Source organism: Vibrio aerogenes (assembly GCF_024346755.1).
GTDB classification, from domain to species: Bacteria; Pseudomonadota; Gammaproteobacteria; order Enterobacterales; family Vibrionaceae; genus Vibrio; species Vibrio aerogenes.
Genome location: NZ_AP024861.1, coordinates 1,424,221 through 1,446,628, shown reverse-complemented (window position 1 = coordinate 1,446,628; position 22,408 = coordinate 1,424,221). Strand labels below are relative to the sequence as shown.

The 22,408-nt window shown below is 45.1% G+C and carries 18 protein-coding genes; 9 read left to right on the top strand and 9 right to left on the bottom strand.

Features of this window, described 5'->3' with window-relative positions; genetic code table 11:
- The first annotated feature begins 73 nt into the window (after positions 1–73).
- The 3 genes from OCV29_RS06530 (at position 74) to OCV29_RS06520 (ending at position 3,869) form a co-directional block, all read left to right on the top strand.
- A complete protein-coding gene (locus OCV29_RS06530; protein WP_073605603.1) occupies positions 74–1,405 on the top strand; it encodes an anaerobic C4-dicarboxylate transporter in 1,332 nt (443 codons plus the stop codon).
- Positions 1,406–1,570: 165 nt separating this feature from the next.
- Complete coding sequence (locus tag OCV29_RS06525) at positions 1,571–3,217, top strand: ATP-binding protein (RefSeq protein WP_245796974.1); 1,647 nt, start codon at positions 1,571–1,573, stop codon at positions 3,215–3,217.
- A complete protein-coding gene (locus OCV29_RS06520) occupies positions 3,186–3,869 on the top strand; it encodes a response regulator (RefSeq protein WP_073605604.1) in 684 nt (227 codons plus the stop codon). Before OCV29_RS06525 ends, OCV29_RS06520 begins: the two co-directional genes overlap by 32 nt.
- 51 nt (positions 3,870–3,920) lie before the next feature.
- Here OCV29_RS06520 and glpD read toward each other — a convergent pair whose 3' ends face one another.
- The 3 genes from glpD to glpK all read right to left on the bottom strand — a co-directional run bounded on the left by glpD (position 3,921) and on the right by glpK (position 8,332).
- Positions 3,921–5,462, bottom strand: a complete 1,542-nt coding sequence (gene glpD / locus OCV29_RS06515) for a glycerol-3-phosphate dehydrogenase (RefSeq protein ID WP_073605605.1) — start codon at positions 5,460–5,462, stop codon at positions 3,921–3,923.
- A 338-nt stretch (positions 5,463–5,800) separates the two neighbouring features.
- Positions 5,801–6,571, bottom strand: coding sequence for a DeoR/GlpR family transcriptional regulator (locus OCV29_RS06510; RefSeq protein ID WP_073605658.1), 771 nt, complete (start codon positions 6,569–6,571; stop codon positions 5,801–5,803).
- Positions 6,572–6,817: 246 nt separating this feature from the next.
- Positions 6,818–8,332: a glycerol kinase GlpK gene (gene glpK, locus OCV29_RS06505; RefSeq protein WP_073605606.1), complete on the bottom strand. Its 1,515-nt coding sequence runs from the start codon at positions 8,330–8,332 to the stop codon at positions 6,818–6,820.
- A gap of 420 nt (positions 8,333–8,752) precedes the next feature.
- Between glpK and OCV29_RS06500 the strand changes: the two genes are divergently transcribed.
- Positions 8,753–10,297, top strand: a complete 1,545-nt coding sequence (locus OCV29_RS06500; RefSeq protein ID WP_073605607.1) for a methyl-accepting chemotaxis protein — start codon at positions 8,753–8,755, stop codon at positions 10,295–10,297.
- 17 nt (positions 10,298–10,314) lie between these two features.
- Here OCV29_RS06500 and OCV29_RS06495 read toward each other — a convergent pair whose 3' ends face one another.
- On the bottom strand, positions 10,315–10,812 hold the full coding sequence (locus OCV29_RS06495; protein WP_073605608.1) for a GNAT family N-acetyltransferase: 498 nt from the start codon (positions 10,810–10,812) through the stop codon (positions 10,315–10,317).
- A 317-nt stretch (positions 10,813–11,129) separates the two neighbouring features.
- On the opposite strand from OCV29_RS06495, the gene OCV29_RS06490 reads away from it, so the two are divergent.
- Complete coding sequence (locus OCV29_RS06490) at positions 11,130–11,369, top strand: putative signal transducing protein (protein WP_073605609.1); 240 nt, start codon at positions 11,130–11,132, stop codon at positions 11,367–11,369.
- Positions 11,370–11,722: 353 nt separating this feature from the next.
- Here the strand turns inward: OCV29_RS06490 and OCV29_RS06485 are convergent, their stop codons facing one another.
- Positions 11,723–12,607: a LysR family transcriptional regulator gene (locus tag OCV29_RS06485; protein ID WP_073605610.1), complete on the bottom strand. Its 885-nt coding sequence runs from the start codon at positions 12,605–12,607 to the stop codon at positions 11,723–11,725.
- A 175-nt stretch (positions 12,608–12,782) separates the two neighbouring features.
- Here OCV29_RS06485 and OCV29_RS06480 point away from each other — a divergent pair, with 175 nt between their 5' ends.
- Positions 12,783–13,982 carry an MFS transporter gene (locus OCV29_RS06480; RefSeq protein ID WP_073605611.1) on the top strand — a complete coding sequence of 400 codons (1,200 nt, stop codon included), beginning with the start codon at positions 12,783–12,785 and terminating at the stop codon, positions 13,980–13,982.
- Positions 13,983–14,041: 59 nt separating this feature from the next.
- Here OCV29_RS06480 and uxuA read toward each other — a convergent pair whose 3' ends face one another.
- Positions 14,042–15,229 (bottom strand): mannonate dehydratase, encoded by a 1,188-nt coding sequence (gene uxuA / locus OCV29_RS06475; protein ID WP_073605612.1) that lies wholly within the window; start codon positions 15,227–15,229, stop codon positions 14,042–14,044.
- 56 nt (positions 15,230–15,285) lie between these two features.
- Positions 15,286–16,017: an FCD domain-containing protein gene (locus OCV29_RS06470; protein ID WP_139281685.1), complete on the bottom strand. Its 732-nt coding sequence runs from the start codon at positions 16,015–16,017 to the stop codon at positions 15,286–15,288.
- Between the two features lie 362 nt (positions 16,018–16,379).
- On the opposite strand from OCV29_RS06470, the gene OCV29_RS06465 reads away from it, so the two are divergent.
- The 3 genes from OCV29_RS06465 to OCV29_RS06455 all read left to right on the top strand — a co-directional run bounded on the left by OCV29_RS06465 (position 16,380) and on the right by OCV29_RS06455 (position 19,710).
- Complete coding sequence (locus tag OCV29_RS06465; RefSeq protein ID WP_073605614.1) at positions 16,380–17,852, top strand: mannitol dehydrogenase family protein; 1,473 nt, start codon at positions 16,380–16,382, stop codon at positions 17,850–17,852.
- Between the two features lie 267 nt (positions 17,853–18,119).
- Positions 18,120–18,566, top strand: coding sequence for a Zn(2+)-responsive transcriptional regulator (gene zntR, locus OCV29_RS06460; RefSeq protein WP_073605616.1), 447 nt, complete (start codon positions 18,120–18,122; stop codon positions 18,564–18,566).
- Positions 18,544–19,710 carry an SO_0444 family Cu/Zn efflux transporter gene (locus OCV29_RS06455; RefSeq protein ID WP_073605617.1) on the top strand — a complete coding sequence of 389 codons (1,167 nt, stop codon included), beginning with the start codon at positions 18,544–18,546 and terminating at the stop codon, positions 19,708–19,710. The genes zntR and OCV29_RS06455 overlap by 23 nt, the downstream gene beginning before the upstream one ends.
- 70 nt (positions 19,711–19,780) lie before the next feature.
- Here OCV29_RS06455 and OCV29_RS06450 read toward each other — a convergent pair whose 3' ends face one another.
- Positions 19,781–20,497 carry an exonuclease domain-containing protein gene (locus tag OCV29_RS06450; protein ID WP_073605618.1) on the bottom strand — a complete coding sequence of 239 codons (717 nt, stop codon included), beginning with the start codon at positions 20,495–20,497 and terminating at the stop codon, positions 19,781–19,783.
- Positions 20,498–20,499: 2 nt separating this feature from the next.
- On the bottom strand, positions 20,500–22,377 hold the full coding sequence (locus OCV29_RS06445; RefSeq protein WP_073605619.1) for a DUF294 nucleotidyltransferase-like domain-containing protein: 1,878 nt from the start codon (positions 22,375–22,377) through the stop codon (positions 20,500–20,502).
- Between the last annotated feature and the right edge of the window lie 31 nt (positions 22,378–22,408).

Here is a 22,408-nt window from a genome sequence, read left to right as displayed (position 1 = left end):
CGAGATTGAAATAACCCGAAAACACGGCTTACATAATGATGAGTTAAGTAAGTCGTGACTACGAGGAGAAAACATGTTTTATGTGCATATGATGTTGCTGCTTATCATCATTTTTGTTGGTATCCGGCATGGTGGCATCGCATTTGGTTTGCTGGGAGGATTAGGTGTTACTATCCTGGCATTTGTTTTTGGTATCACTCCCGGACATCCACCTATCAGTGTGATGCTCATTATATTGTCTGTTGTCGCAGCATCCGCAACCCTGGAAGCGACCGGTGGTTTGAAACTTCTGGTCAGGTTTGCAGAAAAATTAATGCGAAAACATCCAAACCAGATTGTATTTCTTGGTCCTTTATGTACCTATTCACTCACCGTTCTTGTCGGCACCGGTCATTCTGTTTACCCACTTTTACCGGTTATTTACGACGTCGCTTATAAGAGAGGTATCCGGCCGGAAAGACCAATGGCAATTTCATCCGTGGCATCACAGATGGGCATTACGGCAAGTCCAATCGCTGCAGCCGCAGCCGTGGTCATGGCGACAGCCGTGGATAATCATCTGGACATCGGTTTGGTTGATGTTCTGATGGTCACCATTCCTGCAACTTTCTGTGGTTTAATGGCTGCTTGTACCTGGAGTCTGAAACGCGGTAAAGACCTGGACAAAGATCCTGAGTTTAAAGAGCGTTGTAAAGATCCTGAATTCGTCAAAGAGCTTGAAGACGAAGGTCCGGCTGATGGCAGTGATGACGGCATTGATAAAAATGCGAAGAAAGGCTTAACTATCTTTATTCTTGGCATTGCAACAGTGGTCTTTGTTGCAATGTTTGGTAAAGATCTGGGCTTACTGCCAAAAGGCGTGAAAATGTCTGTGGGTATTCAGTTCCTGATGCTGGCTGTCGGTGCAATCATTCTGATTACCACCAATATTCAGCCTAAGCGTATTGTTCACAGTAATGTGTTTATTGCCGGGATGACCGCAGTTATCATCATCTTCGGAATTGCCTGGATGAGTGATACGATCATCAGCTTCCACAAAGCTTATCTGATTGATATGGTGCGTGACATTGTACATTCCCATCCATGGGCATTTGCAATCGCAATGTTTGTCGTCTCCATCTTCCTGAAAAGTCAGGCAGCGGTGTTAACCATCATGTTACCTTTGGGTTTCTCCCTGGGAATTCCGCCGAAGGTGCTGATTGGCGTATTACCGGCTTGCTACGCTTACTTCTTCTTCCCGTTCTACCCCAGCGACCTGGCTGCGATTACCTTTGACCGCACGGGAACAACCCGAATCGGGAAGTACGTATTAAATCACAGCTTTATCATTCCGGGATTCATCGGTGTCATCACAGCAACTGTGGTCGGCTACTTTATTTCAATGGCTGTTCACCAAACGTTTTGATAACAATCATTGCCTTCACCAGGCAACCGATTCAATCATCACAAGCAACCAGCGTATGAGTTGTACGCTGGTTGATGTAACTCACACAACACACGCTCCAATAACCTGACTGCATACAGATTCAATATGCCCGTGATACAATCCTCTGAACTTGTTGATATATCAATGAACAACAATCAGGCTATGAAACTCAAAAGCTATCTGACACTGACAACTATTGCCACCACATCTTCCATTGTGATTCTTGTCACGATAGCCATTCTCTACCTGCTGCAAGACTCGTATCAAACTGCACTCGAAGAGCGGGGGCGTGAACTGGCAAGAGTTATCGCGCATGACCCGAAAGTCATTCAGGCAATCGACCAGAAAAACAATCAGCTGCCAACACCGCAGTTCAGCCGTTATATTGAATCAATCCGGTCACGCACAGATGCCTCATTTATCGTTGTGGTTGATAAAAATGCAATTCGCTTAAGCCATCCGGATGAACGAAAAGTCGGCCAGCATTTTGTCGGAGATGATATCCTGCCGGTTTTAAAAAATGGTGAAGAGTACAGTACCAAAGCCCTGGGTTCTCTGGGCATGGCAATCCGCAACTTCACACCGGTTTATATGAATGGTCATTTGATCGGCGCTGTCTGCATTGGTTATCTTTCTTCAAAAATATCAAATATTATTTTTCAGCAGCATATTCATATTGGTCTGCTGATAGGACTGGTCTATCTGCTCGGTTTGTGTACCACGGTTGCTTTTCTGTGGAAAATGAAACGGACTTTTCTGGATTTCGAGCCGGAGTTCATTGTCAACAAATTCCGGGAACATGAAATGGTCTTTGACAGTATCCGCGATGCCATCATTGCTGTGAATCAGGAGATGAATATCACCATGATTAACAACAGTGCCATCAAACTGCTGTCGATGGGGGTTTTGAACCGGTATGACTATAAGAGCCATCCCTTGTCAGACTATTCTGCTTCTCTCAGCCATCTCCTGTTAGAAAATCAGGGCCGGTATCATCAGGCCGATTTCAATATCGGAAAACTCAAATATAAAGCCAATATTTATCCAATCAAAACCGCCAAAGGATTAATCGGCCATGTCATTGTCTTCTTCGCTAACCTGACACCGAATGAACTTGAGAAAGAACTGACTTATCTGAAAAACTATTCCGAGTTGTTGCGCAGTAAAACACACGAGTATTCAAATAAACTGAATGTACTCTCCGGAATGCTGCAAATTGGTCGTTATCAGGAGTCGGTTGAATTTATCCAACAGGAAACGGATCGCTATCAAACAGTGATTAATAACATCGTTCAGTCTGTCAACGACAGTGCTGTCGCCGGATTACTTTTGGCTAAATTTAATAAAGCATCAGATATGGGGGTGAAATTTACCATCGACCCGGACACAACCCTCTCCAGTTATCATAAACAGATTTCTGAAAAACTGGTCACGATTATTGGTAACCTGACAGACAACGCCTTGCTGGCCGCATGGCAAAACCGCTATGGTGTCACCCCCGAAGTCTGGGTATACATTAGTGACCGCGGGCACTATATTATGATTGAAATTCAGGATAATGGGACCGGTGTTCCCGAACAGATAGCCAACCGTATTCTTGAATTTGGCGTCAGTTCAAAACAAAGTGATGAACAAAGTGGTATAGGTTTATATCTTGTTAAACAGTTGGTTGACTTCTTTCATGGCAGCCTTGACTGGGAACGGACAGAAAATGACACAACATTATTCAGCATTTATTTAGATAAAAAAGAAACTTCAGATGACAGCGAAAACCCGAGTCATGCTCATTGAAGATGACATTCGTGCCAGTTATACCCTTGAATCCACCATCAATCAGGATTCCCGTTTTGAGGTCGTTGCAGTCAGCGAGACCTGTACTGATGCGCTGATGCAGTTTCAGGCATTTCAGCCTCAACTCGTTTTTGTTGATATCACATTGCCCGATGGTAACGGGCTGGACATTATACGTCAGCTCCGGGATCAGGATACGGACTGTCACTTCATTATGACCACGGCAGAAAGAGAAACAACCACGGTGGAAAAAGCCGTTCAGCTTGGTGTGATTGATTATCTGGTAAAACCGATTCGTATGTCGCGAATCAGTCAGGCACTGGACGATTATGCCCGCTACAAACAGAAGCTGGTCAGCGCCTCAACCGTGGATCAGGATGATATTGACCAGCTGCTTCGGCGTTCACCGGTTAAAACAGAGCGAAGAACTCCGAAAGGTATCGACTCAACCACACTTGAAGCACTCAAGAAGCTGCTTTATAACGAGAAACTCCATAATTTTTCAGCTGAAGATATTGGGGAAAAAATGAATTTCAGCCGGGTGACCGCAAGACGTTATCTGGAATATCTGGAATCAGAAGGGATTCTCCGGTTAGTGTTAAACTACAACACTGGCGGACGACCCAGACGCCTGTATCAAATGATCGAATAACCAGACCACAGATCGGTGCCGGAAAACGCCGGCACATGACTCAACCCGCGATTATTCTGCCAGTTTAAGTTCAGATTTCTGTGTTCTGTCCGGACAGAAACGCTCAATATATGTCGTAATCTGTTGCTGCTCCTGCGCTGTCAGGCTCAGGCCAAGCTTAGTTCGCCGCCACAGAAAGTCTTCCCCTTTTTTGACTTGCTCATGCTTCACCATATAATCAATTTCAGACTGATACACACCGGCCGAAAAGCATTTTCCCATATGAGCCAGTTTACTTTTATCAGCCATTAACTGCCATGTATTGGTACCAAACTGAGTGACATAACGGTAAATCACCTGTTCATCCAGCCACGGATATTTCTGATGTATCGTCTGACTCAGTTGTTGCCTTGAGCAGCTAAAGTTTCCACCCGGTAGTCTGGCTGAGGATGTCCAGGGTTTTCCTGCTGACTGAAAAAATGGCGTCAATTTATCCAGCGCCGCTTCACCCAGTTTTCTGTATGTGGTCAACTTACCGCCAAAAACAGACAAAAGAGGAGCCTGACCATTATCATCGTCAAGTGTCAGGGTATAGTCTCTTGTAATAGCCTGTGGTGAGTTTGATTCATCATCACACAGCGGTCTGACGCCACTGAACGTCCAGATAACATCCTCCCGGCTCAGCTGATGACAAAAATGCTCGTTCACGATATCGAGTAAATAAATGGTCTCTTCATCAGAAATCGCAACTTCACGCGGATTCTCATGATATTCAACATCTGTCGTCCCAATGATTGAAAACTGATCCATATATGGAATTACAAAGACGATTCTGCCGTCCCGGTTCTGCAATATATAAGCCTGATCTTCATCATGAATTTTTGGCACGACCAGATGAGAGCCTTTAATCAGGCGAATATTCTTTGGTGAGGGTAATTGCAGATTCTGCACAAAAAATTCCTGAACCCAGGGGCCTGCAGCATTCACCAGTGCTTTAGCGTTTCTTTCAAAAATTTCTCCGGTCAGATGATCCTCAATGGTCACCCGCCAAAGGCCATTCTCTCTGACAGCCTGCTTTACATGGCAATAATTGCGGGTCTCTGCACCATTTTCTTTTGCAGAAAGAACATTCAGCAGCACCAGACGCGCATCATCAACCCAACAGTCTGAATATTCAAAACCTGTTTTCATTTCTGCTTTTAAAAAACCGGACTGACTGAGATCAACCTTATGACTTGCAGGTAATGACGTTCTGTGACCCAAATGATCATACAAAAATAAACCACAACGAATCATCCATGCCGGCCGGAGAAATGGGCGATGTGGCAGACGAAAGCGCATCGGAAAAGCAATATGTGGTGCTTTTTTCAAGAGCACTTCTCTTTCCGCTAATGCCTCAGAAACCAGACGAAATTCATAATGTTCGAGGTATCTGAGTCCGCCATGAATTAATTTTGAGCTGACCGAAGAAGTTGCCGACGCATAATCCTTTGCCTCAAATAAACCAACAGATAATCCTCTGCCAGCCGCATCAGCGGCAATGCCCGCCCCGTTAATACCGCCGCCGACAATGATTAAATCCAGAACCGGACTGACCTGAACCACCGCATTCATAACACCAACCCTTTCACAATGAGCAAACGAACAAAAAAACAGGATCAACCTTAGCAAAATCGATCAAAAAATACACCAAATATTTTCTAATTCACTCAAAAACGCTCATTCGAACATCTAACTATCTGTGAACAGTATTCAGAAATGATCCGGTTAGCCACTGGCTGATACCAATCTGGAAAATAAACTGATCATCTGGATGTGTCTGGTGGAGCAAATAGACAAGGGCATGGATGTCCTTGTTTAAGCCCTTTTTTATCAACGAAAAGGGGGATGGCTTGAGCGGTTTGCGGAACCAGATATATCCAGATCAGAAAATTATTTAGAATGGTATGACTTCATAACTCACCAGTCACTTCTAAAGCAACCTGATAATTATCAAGAATAGCCTGAATTTCCTCCGGCGGAGCCACATCCGTAAATAAAGTGTCGATCTGAGAGATACTGCCTAATTTGACCATCGCATTGCGGCCAAACTTTGAATGATCAACTGCGAGAAATACATGCCGGCTATTCTCTATAATCGCCTGTTTCACGCGCACTTCATGGTAATCAAAGTCCAGAAGAGAGCCATCAAAATCAATTCCGCTGATACCTAAAATGCCAAAGTCAAGCCGGAATTGCTGGATAAAATCCAATGTGGCTTCTCCGATAATACCCCCATCCCGGTTACGGACCTCTCCACCCGCCAGGATCACTTTAAAATCGGTTTTTGATAACAACAATGAGGCAACATTCAGATTATTAGTCACAACCCGCAGCTGCTTATGATTTTTGATCAATGCCCTTGCGACGGCCTCCGGAGTCGTTCCGATATCAATAAAGAGTGTTGCCTGATCTGGAATATGCCTGACAAGTGCTTCAGCAATATGATCTTTTTCTGAAAAATTTTGTGACTTTCTCAAAGAGTAAGAGGTATTTTCCGAACTGAGAGGCATGGTTGCACCACCATGATAACGGCGAATCTGATTCATCTCCGCCAACTCATTCAGATCCCGGCGAATGGTCTGCGGACTCACCTGAAAATGTTCAACAAGTTCATCGGTACTGACATAACCTTGCTTTTTCACTAATTCTGTAATCTTCTGGTGCCTTGGAATTTGTTTCACGCTACTCTCCCGGGTGTTCAAAACGACTATGCTTGCAAAATCATCACGAAAGATAAATAACTTTAATGAAACCAGCACGACATACAACCCGCCAGCTATCTTTCTGTTCACCTGCAAAAAATATTAAATTTAAACTGATGGTCAGAGAATTATCCGTGACCGGTCTTTTCTTTTTCTAACACAAACAAGGCGCCACTGCGCCTTGTTTACTCTGCCAGACCAGAATCTGTTGATTCAGATAACTGGTTATACATCATCGCTGAATTTTGCCCATGCCTGAACACTGTGAACGGCACGCTTCCAGCCTTGATAACGACGGTTTCTCTTCTCCTCGTCATGGTGTGGCATAAATGTCCGGTCGAGTTCAGCTTTCCCCTTCAATTCATCCAGACTCTGCCAGAAGCCAACCCCCAAACCTGCAAGATAAGCAGCGCCCAGAGCCGTGACTTCCGTCATTTTAGGGCGATGAACTTCAGTATCCAGCACATCAGCCTGAAACTGCATCAGGAAATTATTCGCTACCGCTCCCCCGTCAACCCGTAGTGCACACAGCCGGATTTTTGAATCAGCCTGCATCGCATCAAGCACATCTCTGGTTTGATAAGCAATACTTTCTAAAGTGGCACGAATGATATGATTTGCATTGCTTCCCCGGGTTAAACCAACAATCGAGCCCCGGGCGTAAGCATCCCAGTATGGCGCGCCTAACCCGGTAAATGCAGGCACAACATAAACACCGCCGGAAGAATCAACCTGAGTTGCAAAATATTCTGAATCTTTCGCGTCATCCAGTAACTTCATTTCATCCCGTAACCACTGAACAGACGCGCCTCCCATAAAGACAGATCCTTCCAGCGCATAAACCGGCTCACCTGAAGGTCCGCAAGCAATCGTCGTTAATAACCCGTGAGAAGAATTCACTTTTTCTTTACCGGTATTCATCAGGAGAAAGCATCCGGTACCATAAGTATTTTTCGCTTCTCCGGCATGAACACACATCTGACCAAACAGTGCCGCCTGTTGATCGCCGGCAATACCCGCGATTGGAATTCGGGTTCCCCCTTTCCCGCCAATATTAGTTTGACCGTAAATTTCAGAGGAAGATTTGACTTCTGGCATCATAGAAAGAGGAATATCCAGCGCATCAAGTAGTCTGGTGTCCCAGCTCAACGTATTGATATTAAACAGCATGGTGCGCGATGCGTTGGTAAAATCCGTCACATGAATCCGGCCTTGTGTCATATTCCATACCAACCAGGAATCCACGGTACCAAACAACAGACGCCCCGCTTCTGCATCTTCTCTGGCACCCTGAACGTTATCCAGAATCCATTTAATTTTTGTACCGGAAAAGTAAGGATCCAGCAGCAAACCTGTATTCTCCCGGATATATTTATCCAGTCCCTGCTGCTTCAGGGCTTCACAAATCCCCGTGGTACGTCGGCACTGCCAAACAATGGCATTATACACAGGTTTGCCGGTTTCTTTGTTCCAGACAATCGTCGTCTCACGCTGATTCGTCAGCCCAATTGCTGCAATTTGATCGCTTCTGATGCCTGACTTCCCAAGCGATTCAATTAATGTTGCACTCTGGGTTGCATAAATCTCCATCGGGTCGTGTTCAACCCAGCCTGCTTCAGGATAAATTTGCTGAAATTCACGCTGAGATACACTCACAATATTTGCATTTTTATCAAATACAACCGCACGGGAGCTTGTTGTCCCCTGATCTAATGCGACGACATATTCTGGTTCATTCATCAGACATCCTTCTGTTTTTATTTTTATTGATATTCATATAATTTAATGAGTATTATTATGTGACATGCATTAGGTCTGTTGGCCTTAATGATGAAATACAACAAACCAACATATGATGAGTGTTCGAACATCTGCATCAGGCATTATGCTAAAAGTCCGGACGACCTACCGTAAAATAGCTTGCCAGTCCGGTTTTCAAACCTGATTCTGAACAAAGATCACTCAAAGTTGTAAAATGTCAAAAAACTCATTGTGTTAGTTCGTATAATCAAACTTTGGATTATATATGAAATATATTGTTCACGATTTGCTATTTCCCATTCTAATCAAATCGATATTGTCATCCCTGAAATAATTTTAATCAATGCGTCGGGATGGAGCCTATTCATTCGCTTTTTTAAAAAATACAGGATTCAAATTATGAGTGACGAACGTGTTCGCTATTCAGACAAGGATAGTCTGATTTCAACAACAACCCCTTCGAGTCATATCACTTATTGTAATGAAGATTTTTGCCAGATCTCCGGATTTACAGAAGAAGAGCTCTTAGATGAACCCCATAATGTTATCCGGCATCCGGATATGCCAAAAGCCGCTTTTGCTCAGCTCTGGGATTATATTCAGTCCGGAAAGAGCTGGATGGGAATGGTAAAAAACAAGTGTAAAGAAAAAGGAAATTACTACTGGGTCTCCGCATTTGTCACCCCTATCAAAAATGAAAATGGAGAAGTCTACGAATACCAATCCGTCAGAACACAGCCATCAGATGAGCAAATCAACCGGGCAACATCTCTTTATGCAAAAATGCAGCGAAATAAAGCCACCGTGAAACGCTTCAGCTGGCTGAACTGTGCATCAGCTCTTGTTATCCTTCAGTTGATCGTCCTGCTCACAGGCTTTCTCAATCTGGCTCCTTCCTCATTAATACTGGGTTCCGGCTGTGTCGTTATGTTACTGCTGGCACTCTCTCTGTTCAAACTGAGGTCTCGGCTGAATCAGGTACAACAACAGGCAAAATCCAATTACGACAATCAATTGATGGAACAACCATATACGGGACATTGTGATGATTTATCTCCCGTAGAACTTGCCCTGATCATGAAAAAAGCAGAGTTAAGAGCCGTCACAGCCAGGGCCGGTGAAACGTCTGAAAGCCTGTTAATCTCTGCTGAAGAAGAACGGGCAAACCGACAGGTGATGGCACAAAAACTGACTGAACAAACCTCAGCAACAGAAGCAATGTCAGTTTCAGCAGACCAAATGCTGCACTCAATTGACGATGTCTCTGATCAGGCGAAACAAAGTTCATCTTTTGCCAGAGATGCCGAACAAATGGCTGCTATTGGCATCAATACGATTCAGGAAACGGTCAAAACAACCGAGAATCTGAGTCATATACTGAACGCCTCACACCAATCGCTGGAAAAGCTTCACGCCGATGTTGACGGAATTCAGGCTATTCTTGGCTTAATTCAGGAAGTCGCAGAGCAAACCAACCTGCTGGCACTGAATGCCGCAATTGAAGCCGCCCGTGCAGGAGAATCAGGCCGTGGGTTTGCAGTGGTCGCAGATGAAGTCCGGGGATTATCGGAAAAAACCCGTAATTCAGTTGATGAAATCCGTCATAAAATAGAGATACTGCAGACTACAGTACAGGAAGCAAGCCGTCACATGCAGTCTGGCCAGACAACTTCTGAAAACTGTGTGAATATGTCTTATAAGAGTAATGAAGCATTCCAGGCTATCGTCAATGATTTAAAAGCAATCAGTGAGCAAAGTACTAACACATCTCATGCTATCGTTGAGCAGGTTCAGGTCACTCAGGGTATCAGTGAACATGTTCACCGGATGAAACATACAATATCCGAAACACAACGCCTGTCAGATTCATCTGTAGAACGGACAGATATGCTCGTCACACAAATGGAAAGTCTGCAACGGTTAATCAGACAATTTTATATCTGAAACCTCACACAGATCCTTCAGGCCAGTTCCGGAAGTCTATCAGACTCAGCCAGTTTTTTATGCATGATAAAACTGTCTACATAACCCAGAGTTCTGTGTTTGTATGCTTCCGGAATGGTGCCGATAATACTGAATCCCTCTTCCTGCCACAAACGGATAGCAATTTCATTGGTTGAAACCACGGAGTTGAATTGCATCGCCCTGAATCCCATCTTCACAGCCCGGAGCTGAGCATGTTGGCACATCGCTCTGGCAACGCCTTTCCCTCTTGCCTGTGGTGCGACCATAAATCCACAATTACAAATGTGTTTTCCCGGCCCCATCGCGTTTGGTTTAATGTAGTATGATCCTAAAAGCTGGCCATTTTCTTCACAAATAAATGTCTTCCGGGGAACTTCACACCACAATGCATAACCTTGCATATAGCTCATATCAGGATCAAATGCATACGTCTCCTGTGCTTTTATAATTTCCTCAAAAACCGGCCAGAACCGGCGGAAATCAAGTTCATTCATTTCCCTGATATTCACAAAAACCTCATCTGTTTACATTGCAATCCGGACAAAACCTGAGTGCAGAAATGATTGACTTACCGGGATTCAACAAATGTTCTGGCTATCATACAGACCCGTCCGGAAAACCGTCAAGAGGGCTTAAGATACAACAGATTCATCGTGGACACCCGCATTCTTTAACATCAGATTCGTTTACAAAATAATCAGTAAACGTCTATTATCTGACAAAGAAGTCAGAATAAGTCAGATATACTCAGGGGCTATGGACCCCATAAACGCCTTCAGGATTCAGTCAGATTTGTACCGGAGATGCTCATATGGTTATCATTGCCCGATTTTCTTTGCCCCACGAAGCACATATTGCAAAAGCAAGTCTGGAAGCTGCAGGCATCATCAGCATTATTGCTGATGAACACTCAATGATTAATATGCAATGGCTTTTTAATGACATTCCCGGCAGCATACGATTGCTGGTTCATGAGTCTGATGCTGACAATGCCAGAATGATATTGAATACAGATTTTTCGTCTGCCGTAGATAATGATGTTATTTCGTAAAAAAACACATATGGCTGAGCGAAAACAGAAAAACGAAACTGGCAAACCCGTACTTTTTATCGATACCCGCGCACAACGTGAGTTAAATCACATAAAAAACAACCATGACAAAAATTACAAACATAAAACTATTTTTTAATATAAAATTAAAACAAGTTAAAAATATTTGGAAACGCCGTTTCAATTCTTTACCTTTCTGATTCCTGAAACCACTTTCTGAATATGATTCTGAATCTGTGCTCGGATATCATAAAAGTTATCCGTTTGCATACGATAGCAGAGCCACCGCTCCCCCCGGTGGCTTTGTTCCTCTTACTCTTCAGAACTTTTCAAATCAGACATGCTTTTTCAGATCAAACATGATCGTGGCGGACTGCATTCAAAACAAAGTCCCTGAATGTCTGGTTTGCCCGTGACAGATAAGTGTCCTTGCGCCACGCAAGACTGAGTTCAATCACAAATGGTTCTGTAAACGGCCGGGTAACGATGTGGTCTTCCTGTTGAACGGCTATTTTCCACATAGGACAAATAGCATATCCCTGGCGGATAATGGCTTTAGTTAAAGGTAACAAATTCGTTGTAAAGGCAATTGTAGGTTGTATTTTTTCCTGCTGGCTGATCTTCTCAATCAAAGAGTAGTGATAATATCCCTTTCGGAATAAAACCAGTTCGCAGGAAAGAAAGTCTGTATGATCAATCGTTTCTTTCCCGGCAAGCGGATGATCTTCGGCCATACAAACAACCATTTCTTCTTCGAGTAGTCTTTCACTTGCCAGCTCAGGTAACACATCATTACTGGCAACAACCCCCAGCTCCAGATCACCGTCCATTAAGGCCTGACGAATACTCCGGGTTCCCGAGTCAACGACATTCACAGATAAGCCCGGATACTGATGTTTAAATGCCATCAGGATGGGCGGTAAAAAATAAGACCCCAGCATACTCGGTACACCGACCTGAACCTCACCATGATCTAATCCTTCAAATGCCTGCATCAGTAACTTTGCATCATTGGCCTGAGTCAATATCTGTCGCGCATGCTGAAGAAAAGCCTGTCCCTCATGAGTCAAACTAACCCCCCGCTCCCGGCGATGAAATAGTGGGAGTTTCAGCTCAGATTCAAGTTTTTTCATACTGGCACTAATGGCAGGTTGAGCTAAATCAAGACGTCGTGCCGCACCTGAAATCGATCCCTGCTCCACGACGCAAACAAAGTACTGTAACTGTTTCAGTTCCATCTATACCCCACCCCTGAAATTAAACCCACCACTATAAATTATATTTATGGATAGTATAAAAACAACATATTTTATTTATTCAGACTGAAGCGGTATGCTGCTAAAAGATTCAGTTGATCCGTATATACCCAGATTTGGGATATCTGGCCTTTAAGCAGTGGAGATATCAAATCAAGTGAAAAATCTGACCCGATACAGCCGTTTAGTGTTAGCTGTCTGCCTTTGTTCAGTGGTGACATTTGCCAATATCTACTGGATACAGCCTTTACTTCCTCTGATTCAGGAAAGCTTTCACCTCAATTCCCTGGACACAAATTTAGCCATGTCTTTACCATTGCTGGGGATCGGGGTTGGTTTAATATTGTTTGCCAGCTGGTCAGATGCTGCCGGACGAAGCAAAATCCTGTTAGCTGGCACAGGTCTGGGTATTGGTGTGTCGATACTTTTACCTTTCGCAGAAAATTATTCGATATTTTTGATACTCCGTTTTTTTCAGGGTGTATTTCTTGCCGTATGCCCGGCAGTCGCGGTACCACTTTTAAGGGAAGAGCTCAGGAAAAGCTGGCTTGCTTCTGCTGTCGGGCTCTATATTTCGGCTAACACACTGGGCGGACTATGCAGCCGGATTCTTGGCGGAGCCGGAGCCACTTATTTTGGCAACTGGAACGCTGCCGGATATATTCTGGGAGGAATCAGTCTGCTCTTTTTTGTTGTGATTTATATGCTACTACCGGAGCAACACCATTTCCGGCGGGAAAAATTTTGTCTCCGCTCCTGCGTGCATGGTTATATGTCACACATGAAACGCCCACAGTTACTTTTGATTTACCTGCTCATCGGGCTGGCGTTCGGAACCTATGTCAATCAGTTCAACTATTTAATGCTCACACTGAGTAAAGCGCCCTACTACATTCCCAGTGATCTGCGCAGCCTGCTGTTTCTGACACTGCTTGGCGGTACAGCCAGTGCTTCGCTGGCGGGCCGCTTTTCAAAGAAACATCGTTTAATTTCCGGAGTCATCACAGGCTTGTTTATGATGCTTTTGGCCAACATATGTCTGAGCTTCAGCCAGATGCCGATGATCATCACAGGTCTGATTCTTACCTCTGTCGGCTTCTTCTTTTGCCATGCACAGGCAAGTACACTGGTGGGGCGCAGCGTTAACGCAGCAAAAGGAAGTGCGATGGCCCTTTACAGTCTGTTTTATTATGCCGGAGCCAGTCTCGGCGTCTTTGCACTGGAGCCTTTTTATCAGGTCTGGGGATGGCAGGGGATTATTGGCTGTACCCGGATAGCATTAGTCTTATGTATGCTTTGGGTCATTCTCTACCAAATGGTCGACAGGGAAAAAGCAGACCCGGTAAAAACTGTGTAACAGATACCAGTGACAATTTCCCGGCGACACCGGGAAATTGTCAGGAAAACAGGGGAGGATCATTTGGATTGAAAAAATGCCTTTTTCAATGCCAGCTCCATACCACGAATTTCCGCCAGTCCTTTCAAACGCCCGATACATGAATAACCCGGATTGGTTTGTTTACGCAGATCATCAATCATCTGATGGCCATGATCAGGACGCATCGGAATCATGCGGCTATCCCCGGTGCGGCTTCGGCGATCTTCTTCTTTCAATAACGCCATCACCACGTTGTACATATCCACGTCACCTTCCAGATGTGCCGCTTCATGAAAGCTTTTCTGGTTTTCTTCCCGTTGCGTTGAACGCAGATGGGTGAAATAAATCCGCTCACCGTAAGACTCTATCATCCGGACCAGATCGTTATCCCCCCTGACACCATAAGAGCCCGTACACATAGTAATACCGTTCGCCGGACTCGGAACCGCCGTTGTCAGCGCTTCAATATCTTCGATGGTTGAAACAATCCTTGGCAGCCCCAGAATAGGACGCGGCGGATCATCCGGATGAACAGCAAGTTTCAGTCCATACTGCTCACAAACAGGTATCAGCTCTTTCAGAAAAAGAACCATATGTTCACGTAGCTTTTCTTTATCGATGTCTTTATAGGTATCCAGACGAGCCTGAAACTCCGCCAGCGTATAGCCTTCTTCAGCGCCGGGAAGACCAGCGATAATATTTGAGGTAAGCTTTTCAATCTCAGCCTGACTCATACAATCAAAGCGAGCCTTCGCTTCTGCCTGCTCCTGAGCAGTGTAATCTGCTTGCGCTCCGGGACGCTGCAAAATAAACAACTCAAAAGCAGCAAATTCAATCTGATCAAACCGCAGCGCTTTTGAGCCATCGGCCAGCTCATATTCAAGATCGGTCCGGGTCCAGTCAAGGACGGGCATGAAGTTATAACACACTGTATCAATCCCGCATTCAGCCAGATTTTTTAACGATTGTTTATAGTTTTCAATCCACTGTTCATAATTTCCTGAACGGGTTTTGATCTCTTCGTGCACAGGAACACTTTCTACAACAGACCATGTGAATCCTTTCGCCTCAATCAATGCTTTTCGCTGCAGAATTTCATCTTTATGCCACACTTCCCCATTTGGAATGTGGTGTAGTGCATTGACAATACCTGTTGCTCCGGCTTGTTTAATATCATCCAGCGAGACCGGATCTTCAGGCCCATACCAGCGCCATGTCTGTTCCATAATTGAATACCTTTATTATCGACTGAGCAGACTTTCAGGGGTTAGCAGCCCTGAGATTATCTGAACAAAAAACCATCAAACTGAGGATCATCCACATCAGATAACTCAAACAATGTCTGCTTGACGTTCTCAAGATGCTGCCACATCGCTTCTCTTGCAGCTTCGGGATCTTTGCGCTGCAATGCATGTAAAATCTTTTCATGATCTGCAAGCCACGCAGCCCGGTAAGTCACATCCGTAATCCGGGCATGAAGTTGCCGCCACATCGGACTTTGGTCGCGTTGCAGCCATAAGTCTTTGACAATGTTGCTGAGTACACTGTTTTGGGATGCATCAGCTATCGTCAGGTGAAACATCTCATCACCATCGTAATCACCATACCCTGTTTCCAGCTGTTGATGCTCCGTATCCAAAGCATCCCGCAGTTTAAAAATATCACTCTTGGTCACATTATCTGCAGCGAAACTGGCGATTTGGCTCTCAATCACCTGCCGGGCCTGCAAAAATTCAAACGGACCGAAATCAGGCTCATTTTTTACCTGACTCTCCGGTATTTGATGATTTTCTTCCTGAGATATCACATACACCCCGGAGCCTTTGCGCACTTCGACCAAGCCGTGAAGTTCAAGCATAATAATGGCTTCTCTAACAACAGAGCGGCTGACCTGCATCGCTTCGGCAATCTCACGTTCCGGCGGCAGACGTTCACCTGCACAAAACTCTCCGGAAAAGATACGCTGCTGTAATGTCATGCCTATTTCCTGATACAGGCGCTTCGGTGTGATCATCGTAATATCTCTAGTGTTATCCAAAGCCGGATGAGCGCAAAGTCATCACAGCCAGTCATTATTGTCGTATACTATCACCGCCATTAAATTGGTCAACCAATTTAATTAATCTCACAATTTTGGTTAGAGGAAAGAGGAAATAAGCACTGAAATAAACACTGAAATAAACGATATCACCCCGAAAATGAATCACCATCACAAGAACAGCACAGTATTGGTTGACCAATATCACACACCTGAGCCATAATCCGGACTGATCACAGACATCCCAGGGTCTGTTGACCCTAAAAAAGGATTAACCAAAACCCATGATTATCAAAGGCTTTGGTTTTTGGTTCAGGCATATTTACAGGAACAACATTATGAAAAACATCAGCAATACTCAGCTTCCTTTATCTGCAAAAGTCCCTGACTATGACCGGCAAAAACTGAAAACCAAAATCGTTCACCTTGGTTTTGGTGCATTTCACCGCGCTCATCAGGCTTTATATACGGATGAACTGGCAAAAAAGTCAGACAGTGACTGGGGGATTTGCGGTATCAATCTGTTTAGCGGAGGGCCTCTCATTCAGTCATTGCGTGAGCAGGATTACCTGTATACGGTTGTCGAAAAAGGTGCGCAGGCCACAGAGATAAAAGTGGTTGGGTCAGTCATACAGGCATTACATCCTGGTCTGGATGGGATGAATACAATTATCGAAAAAATGGCAGAGCCTCAGGTTGCGATTGTCTCTATGACAATTACCGAAAAGGGCTACTGTATCGATCCCGCAACTGGAACACTGGACACGGGCAACCCGCTGGTGATTGCTGATTTGGCGACCCCTGAACAGCCTCAGTCTGCACTTGGATATATCGTACAAGCTTTGAAAAAACGCCGTGAACGCGGACTTGCGCCATTCACGGTCATGCCTTGTGACAATATTCAGGAGAATGGTCACGTGGCTAAAACTGCAATCCTGGCATTTGCCCGTCAGCTGGATGAAACGCTGGCGCAATGGATTGAAGCTCATGTCACTTTTCCCTGTACGATGGTCGACAGAATTGTGCCGGCAGCGACGCCAGAAACACTGAATGAAATCAGTCAGCTACTTGGCGTCGATGATCCCTGCAGTATTGCCTGCGAACCTTTCAGCCAATGGGTCATTGAAGATAACTTTGTTGCAGGCAGACCGGACTGGGATCTGGCAGGTGCAACCTTTGTCACCGATGTTGTCCCCTATGAGGAAATGAAGCTTCGCATGCTGAACGGAAGCCACTCATTTCTGGCCTATCTCGGCTATCTGGGTGGCTTTGAACATATTGCAGACACGATGACTGACGAAGGATACCGCAAAGCCGCTCTGGATATGATGCTCAAAGCTCAGGCCCCATCTCTGAATATGCCGGCAGGGACCAATCTGGAAAGCTATGCCGCACTATTGATTGAACGTTACAGCAACCCGGCCCTGAAACATAAAACATGGCAGATTGCGATGGATGGCAGCCAGAAAATTCCTCAACGACTCGGGGGAAGTTTACGCTATCACCTGTCACAGGGAACTGATTTTACATGGATCGCAACCGGTATTGCAGGGTGGATGCGATATGTTGCAGGTGTTGATGAGCAAAATAACCCAATTGAAGTGAAAGATCCGATGGCAGATGCCCTTCGGGCGATCTGCGATCAACATGGGTTCAATACTTCAGTCGTTCCGGCACTGCTGGGAGTTGAAGCCATATTCACCCCCGATATTGGTCAGAACTCTCAAGTCATAGAGGCCGTTTCTGCAGCTTATCAGTCACTGATTGAAAAGGGAGCAAAAGAAACGGTACGGGCATTATCTGCAAAATAGTCATCTTTTCGCCAATTCATTCAACTCATTCAGGGATTTCCCTTCGTTCTGAAAAGCAGACAGCAACACCTTGTCACGCTGTCTGCTTTTATCATTTAGATAACCAGTTGGCTTTCTGTCCTGGCCATAAAATAATTTTTCTGTCGATGATATTCCAGCAAAAAGTGATGCTCTCCCGGCTTCAGTGTTCATCAATAAAAAACTTGACCCTGTAGTTAAGACCAAGGTTTATAGTAATAGTGAAAGCAACGTTCAAGGGAACCGGATATGGCGACATTAAAAAGAGGAGAGCTGGCAAAAAGAACCGGTGTGACCTCTGAGACTATTAGATACTATGAAAAACAAGGTTTATTGCAGGCTGAAAGAGATAAAAATGGCTACCGGCTGTTTGATGCACACAGTGTCGAGCGTCTGAGATTCATTCAGCGGGCACAAAATATTGGTTTCAGCTTAAAAGAAATTGCGGAATTACTGACACTGGAGATTGCCCGGGATCAACACACCTGTGAAGAAGTAAAAGCAATCACTGAAGCTAAACAATCAGAAATAAGACAAAAAATTCAGGAACTTCAACGCATGTATGAAGCCCTGGCACTGATGAATAACCGTTGTTGCGGCGGCAATCATTCTGCGGAACACTGCACGATTCTTACGGCACTGGCCGATACCGAGTCTCAGGGGGAATCGTTCTATGAACACGCTCACTCTCATTAGTCAGGCTTTTCTGGATTTATGGCTGGATGCTGCATTTTGGCTGATACTCGGATTGGGTGTCGCCGGTCTGCTGCAAACCTTCGTCAAAAGCGACTACCTGGGTCGTCATTTAAAAGGTCAGGGACTTCTCCCTGCGGTGAAAGCTGCAGTTCTCGGTATTCCTCTGCCGCTGTGTTCCTGTGGCGTCATCCCTGCCGCTGTTGGGCTTCGCAGAGCCGGCGCATCGAAAGGCGCAACAACTGCATTTCTGATTTCAACCCCGGAAACAGGCGTTGACTCGATAGCTGTCTCCTACGCTTTACTCGGTCCTTTTATGACCGTCATTCGCCCGGTTGCGGCAATCTGTTCAGCCATCGCCGCTGCGGTATTCGTCAACCTCGGTGAGAGAAAAAAAACAGCTCAGGCCATCACAATTAAAACGGCGGTACAGTATTCAATGGCTGCCCCCCTTGCAACAAAAGCGTCTTTCTCCCCTTCCCCTCAGATACAACAGGCGCATCAGCCAGCCCCTTCATGCCACTGCTGTCACAGTAAAAAAACACCATCTTCTTTGGGCGGTCGTATCTGGCAGGGACAAGTTTATGCGTTCACGGAGCTACTTGGAGATTTATCTTTATGGCTGATCGTTGGGTTAATCGCTTCTGCCTGCGTCATTGCTTTTGTCCCTGAAAATACCCTGGCAGAAATCAGTCAGGGTGGCTGGGCAATGGTGATTATGGCGCTGATAGGTGTCCCCATGTATATCTGTGCATCCGCCTCCACACCTTTAGCCGCAGGATTAATGCTGGCTGGTGTTTCTCCCGGCGCAACATTAGTCTTTCTTCTTGCTGGTCCGGCAACGAATGTCGCAACACTCGGTATTGTCCGCAAGGAGATGGGCACCCGGACGCTGATTGGCTACCTGACTGGAGTCATTGGTGTCGCAATTGGATTTGGTTATCTGACGAATTTTCTGGTCGGATTCTGGCAAATCGATATTGGCAGCGAATTAGGTCACAGCCATGCCTTCATGCCTGCCTGGATGGTCTGGTCAGCTGCTCTGATACTTGCCGGACTGGTCCTGAGGGATTTATGGAAGCGTTTTCTTGTATTCTTTCATAAGCCATGGCGCAAATCACCAGCTCATATTCATCATAGTGATTAGAGCGTGTTTATCATGTAAAAAGAGCCTCTGGCTGAGATTTCTCAACCAGAGGCTCTGTAGAAAACATCACTTAAAACATGGCAATCTTGGATAATCGTGGCGGGTGATTTCTGAAAATGGATTTAACCTGTGCAATCAGAAGTTCCGCAGCTGAAAGTGCATCAATTGCAGCTGAGTGTGCATTGTAAGCAGGTAAACCATAAGCACTACGGACATCCTGAAGCTGCAAACTACGCCCAAGCGTTGTTTTTCCTGAATAAGTCATCGACTTCTCAACCCGGAGAGTATCAATCCAGAAGCAGGGAAAATGGGTGATGCCGAAACGCTTCTTCAGATAAGCTTCAATAAATTGTTTTTCAATACATGCGCCATGAACCACAGGAATTTTACCAGCCAGAACGTCAAACAATTGTGACATTGCATCATCCAGTTCCAGACCATTTTTCAGCGCATCCGGGACGATCTGGTTAATGGTTGCCGAACCGGCATTCACATATTCCGGATGTTTGATAAAAATTTCCTGACTGGCATCCAAATCAATCTGACTCATATTCATCGGCACCCAACCAATACTCAGAATCTGGTCTTTCCCCGCATCAACCCCGGAAGTTTCAAAATCCAGTGCAATCATATCCTGCTGAAGCACCAAAGCATCCGGCTCGGGTAAGGGTGTACTGAAGTAGTTTGCCAAACCCGGCGTCCACTCGATGTCACTTTCTGCATATGCTTTATGCTGCTGGCTGAGTTTTCGCCACCCGGAAATATGCCGTCTAATAATTTCAAACATAACTATCCTTTAATAAAGCGTAGCTTTGCTACATCCTGCAACTCACTAATAATCTTAAAGGCTTCTTTCAGGTGCTTTCTTTCGAAACTGCTGAAAGAGTCTGGTGAAATATGATTATCCGGATTACGCCCATCCCGTAATGACTGCATCTGATGCTTAAAACGGACTTTGCGGATAAAACGGAAAGCACCAATAATGTTTTCACAACTGTCTTCAGACAAGGCACCGTGAGCTGCTGCATATTGAAATCTTTCTTCCGTCCCCGTCAGTGACCCACCGGCAGACAAACTGAAAATCCGGGCCAGATCAATAATCAGATTCAATGCATATTTCTTAATATTCAGGGTATTACTGTTATCTCCGCCCTTTTCAAGCACCAGGTTGTTAAATATTCCGAGTGGCGGCTGAGTATCAATCGCGTCACGAACCAGCGAAGGTAAAAAGTTAGAGCTTTCCTGAATACAATGATGCAGATGCTGTTGCAGTTCTTCAACAAACGTCCGGTTCCCATAAACAGGACGGACTTCAAGAAACACACTGATACTTAACAGTTTATTGTACTCCGGACTCGCAACCCACTTACTGTAATAAGCTTTCCATGTATCGAGTGGCTGACACCACTTCGGTGTCGCCGCCATATATTTTCCATCACACAGCGGATAGCCACAGGCGAATAAGCCATTACAGACACGCATGGCCAAATGTCTGAAATAAACAATATCTTCCGGCTTCACATCATCGGCCAGGACAATCGCGCTATCCTGATCTGACAACATATGAACTTCATTACGTGCATGAGAACCAGCAACCATCCACACATAATCACAAGGCGGTGGCCCTAATAATTCTTCAGCAATCTCTATCAGACGGCGGGTGAAAGCATCCATAATCATCGCCATCACCTGACCTTGCAAAGCAGCACCGATACCACTCTCGACCAGTGATTCAAAAATAGATTCCCGCTCATTCTTCAATGCAGCCAGAGAATTCACTGAGCTGGCATATTTGATCTTTTCAATCAAAAACAGAGCCTGCGTCCGGTGATTGTGCACCAGATGTGATGTCGTCAGCAGACCAACAACCTCTTTACCTCTTAAAACCGGCATACAACGGATATTGTGCTGCATCATGACAGATATCGCCTGAACCACTTTATCATCTGCCTGAATCAGCTGAGGATTGTGCGTCATGACTAAATGAATCGGCTCTCCGGTATCGATTCCGGCTGCGACCCCCCGGGTCATGTCCCGATCGGTCACAATACCGACAATTTCATCATTTTGTTTGACCACGGCACAAGAGCTTCGGTTCTTCTTCTCACCACACATGATCTGTGCAACTTTGCGGATGGGTGAATCAAACTCAACAATCGCTATATTTTCACTGGCAATTTCACCAACCCGGCGGTAAAAAAAGCCTTCATCTTCCCGGTTTGCATCCCGGTTAATCGAAGAGATTGCAGAACTCAGGCGAACCTGCGCCTGTGCTGCAAAATAGTCAACAAATTCCGGATGTTTCACACATATCTCTTTCACCACTTCATGTGGAACAAGATACAAGAGCGAGTCACTGATGGCCTCAGCATAATAGCCATCTTCCATGCCTTTTAGTGGTTCAAGAAACGTAAAACCAAATTGATCTTCTTCTCCCAGCCGGGACCGAAGCTGACCATCTGATCTTTTCTGCTCAATGGCACCTGTACGAATGATATAAAGATAACGATCTTCACATAAAGCGCTGAACTCAATGCGCTCTCCCTGACTTAAATACCGAACTTTCACCTGTCCGGAAAGATAACTGACGATCTCGTCAGGTAACTTATCAAAGGGATCGATTTTAATCAGAAAATCATAAATATTCGGTGTCAGAGATGAACCCATACCGCCTCCAAAAATGAAACATCGTTTTACT

Excerpts from the sequence above, each read along its gene's own strand:
- OCV29_RS06530 (WP_073605603.1), top strand. The coding sequence starts at position 74 with ATGTTTTATGTGCATATGATGTTGCTGCTTATCATCATTTTTGTTGGT.
- OCV29_RS06525 (WP_245796974.1), top strand. The coding sequence starts at position 1,571 with ATGAACAACAATCAGGCTATGAAACTCAAAAGCTATCTGACACTGACA.
- OCV29_RS06520 (WP_073605604.1), top strand. The coding sequence starts at position 3,186 with ATGACAGCGAAAACCCGAGTCATGCTCATTGAAGATGACATTCGTGCC.
- glpD (WP_073605605.1), bottom strand. The coding sequence starts at position 5,462 with ATGAATGCGGTGGTTCAGGTCAGTCCGGTTCTGGATTTAATCATTGTC.
- glpK (WP_073605606.1), bottom strand. The coding sequence starts at position 8,332 with ATGAATGAACCAGAATATGTCGTCGCATTAGATCAGGGGACAACAAGC.
- OCV29_RS06500 (WP_073605607.1), top strand. The coding sequence starts at position 8,753 with ATGAGTGACGAACGTGTTCGCTATTCAGACAAGGATAGTCTGATTTCA.
- OCV29_RS06495 (WP_073605608.1), bottom strand. The coding sequence starts at position 10,812 with ATGAATGAACTTGATTTCCGCCGGTTCTGGCCGGTTTTTGAGGAAATT.
- OCV29_RS06490 (WP_073605609.1), top strand. The coding sequence starts at position 11,130 with ATGGTTATCATTGCCCGATTTTCTTTGCCCCACGAAGCACATATTGCA.
- OCV29_RS06485 (WP_073605610.1), bottom strand. The coding sequence starts at position 12,607 with ATGGAACTGAAACAGTTACAGTACTTTGTTTGCGTCGTGGAGCAGGGA.
- uxuA (WP_073605612.1), bottom strand. The coding sequence starts at position 15,229 with ATGGAACAGACATGGCGCTGGTATGGGCCTGAAGATCCGGTCTCGCTG.
- OCV29_RS06470 (WP_139281685.1), bottom strand. The coding sequence starts at position 16,017 with ATGATCACACCGAAGCGCCTGTATCAGGAAATAGGCATGACATTACAG.
- OCV29_RS06465 (WP_073605614.1), top strand. The coding sequence starts at position 16,380 with ATGAAAAACATCAGCAATACTCAGCTTCCTTTATCTGCAAAAGTCCCT.
- zntR (WP_073605616.1), top strand. The coding sequence starts at position 18,120 with ATGGCGACATTAAAAAGAGGAGAGCTGGCAAAAAGAACCGGTGTGACC.
- OCV29_RS06455 (WP_073605617.1), top strand. The coding sequence starts at position 18,544 with ATGAACACGCTCACTCTCATTAGTCAGGCTTTTCTGGATTTATGGCTG.
- OCV29_RS06450 (WP_073605618.1), bottom strand. The coding sequence starts at position 20,497 with ATGTTTGAAATTATTAGACGGCATATTTCCGGGTGGCGAAAACTCAGC.
- OCV29_RS06445 (WP_073605619.1), bottom strand. The coding sequence starts at position 22,377 with ATGGGTTCATCTCTGACACCGAATATTTATGATTTTCTGATTAAAATC.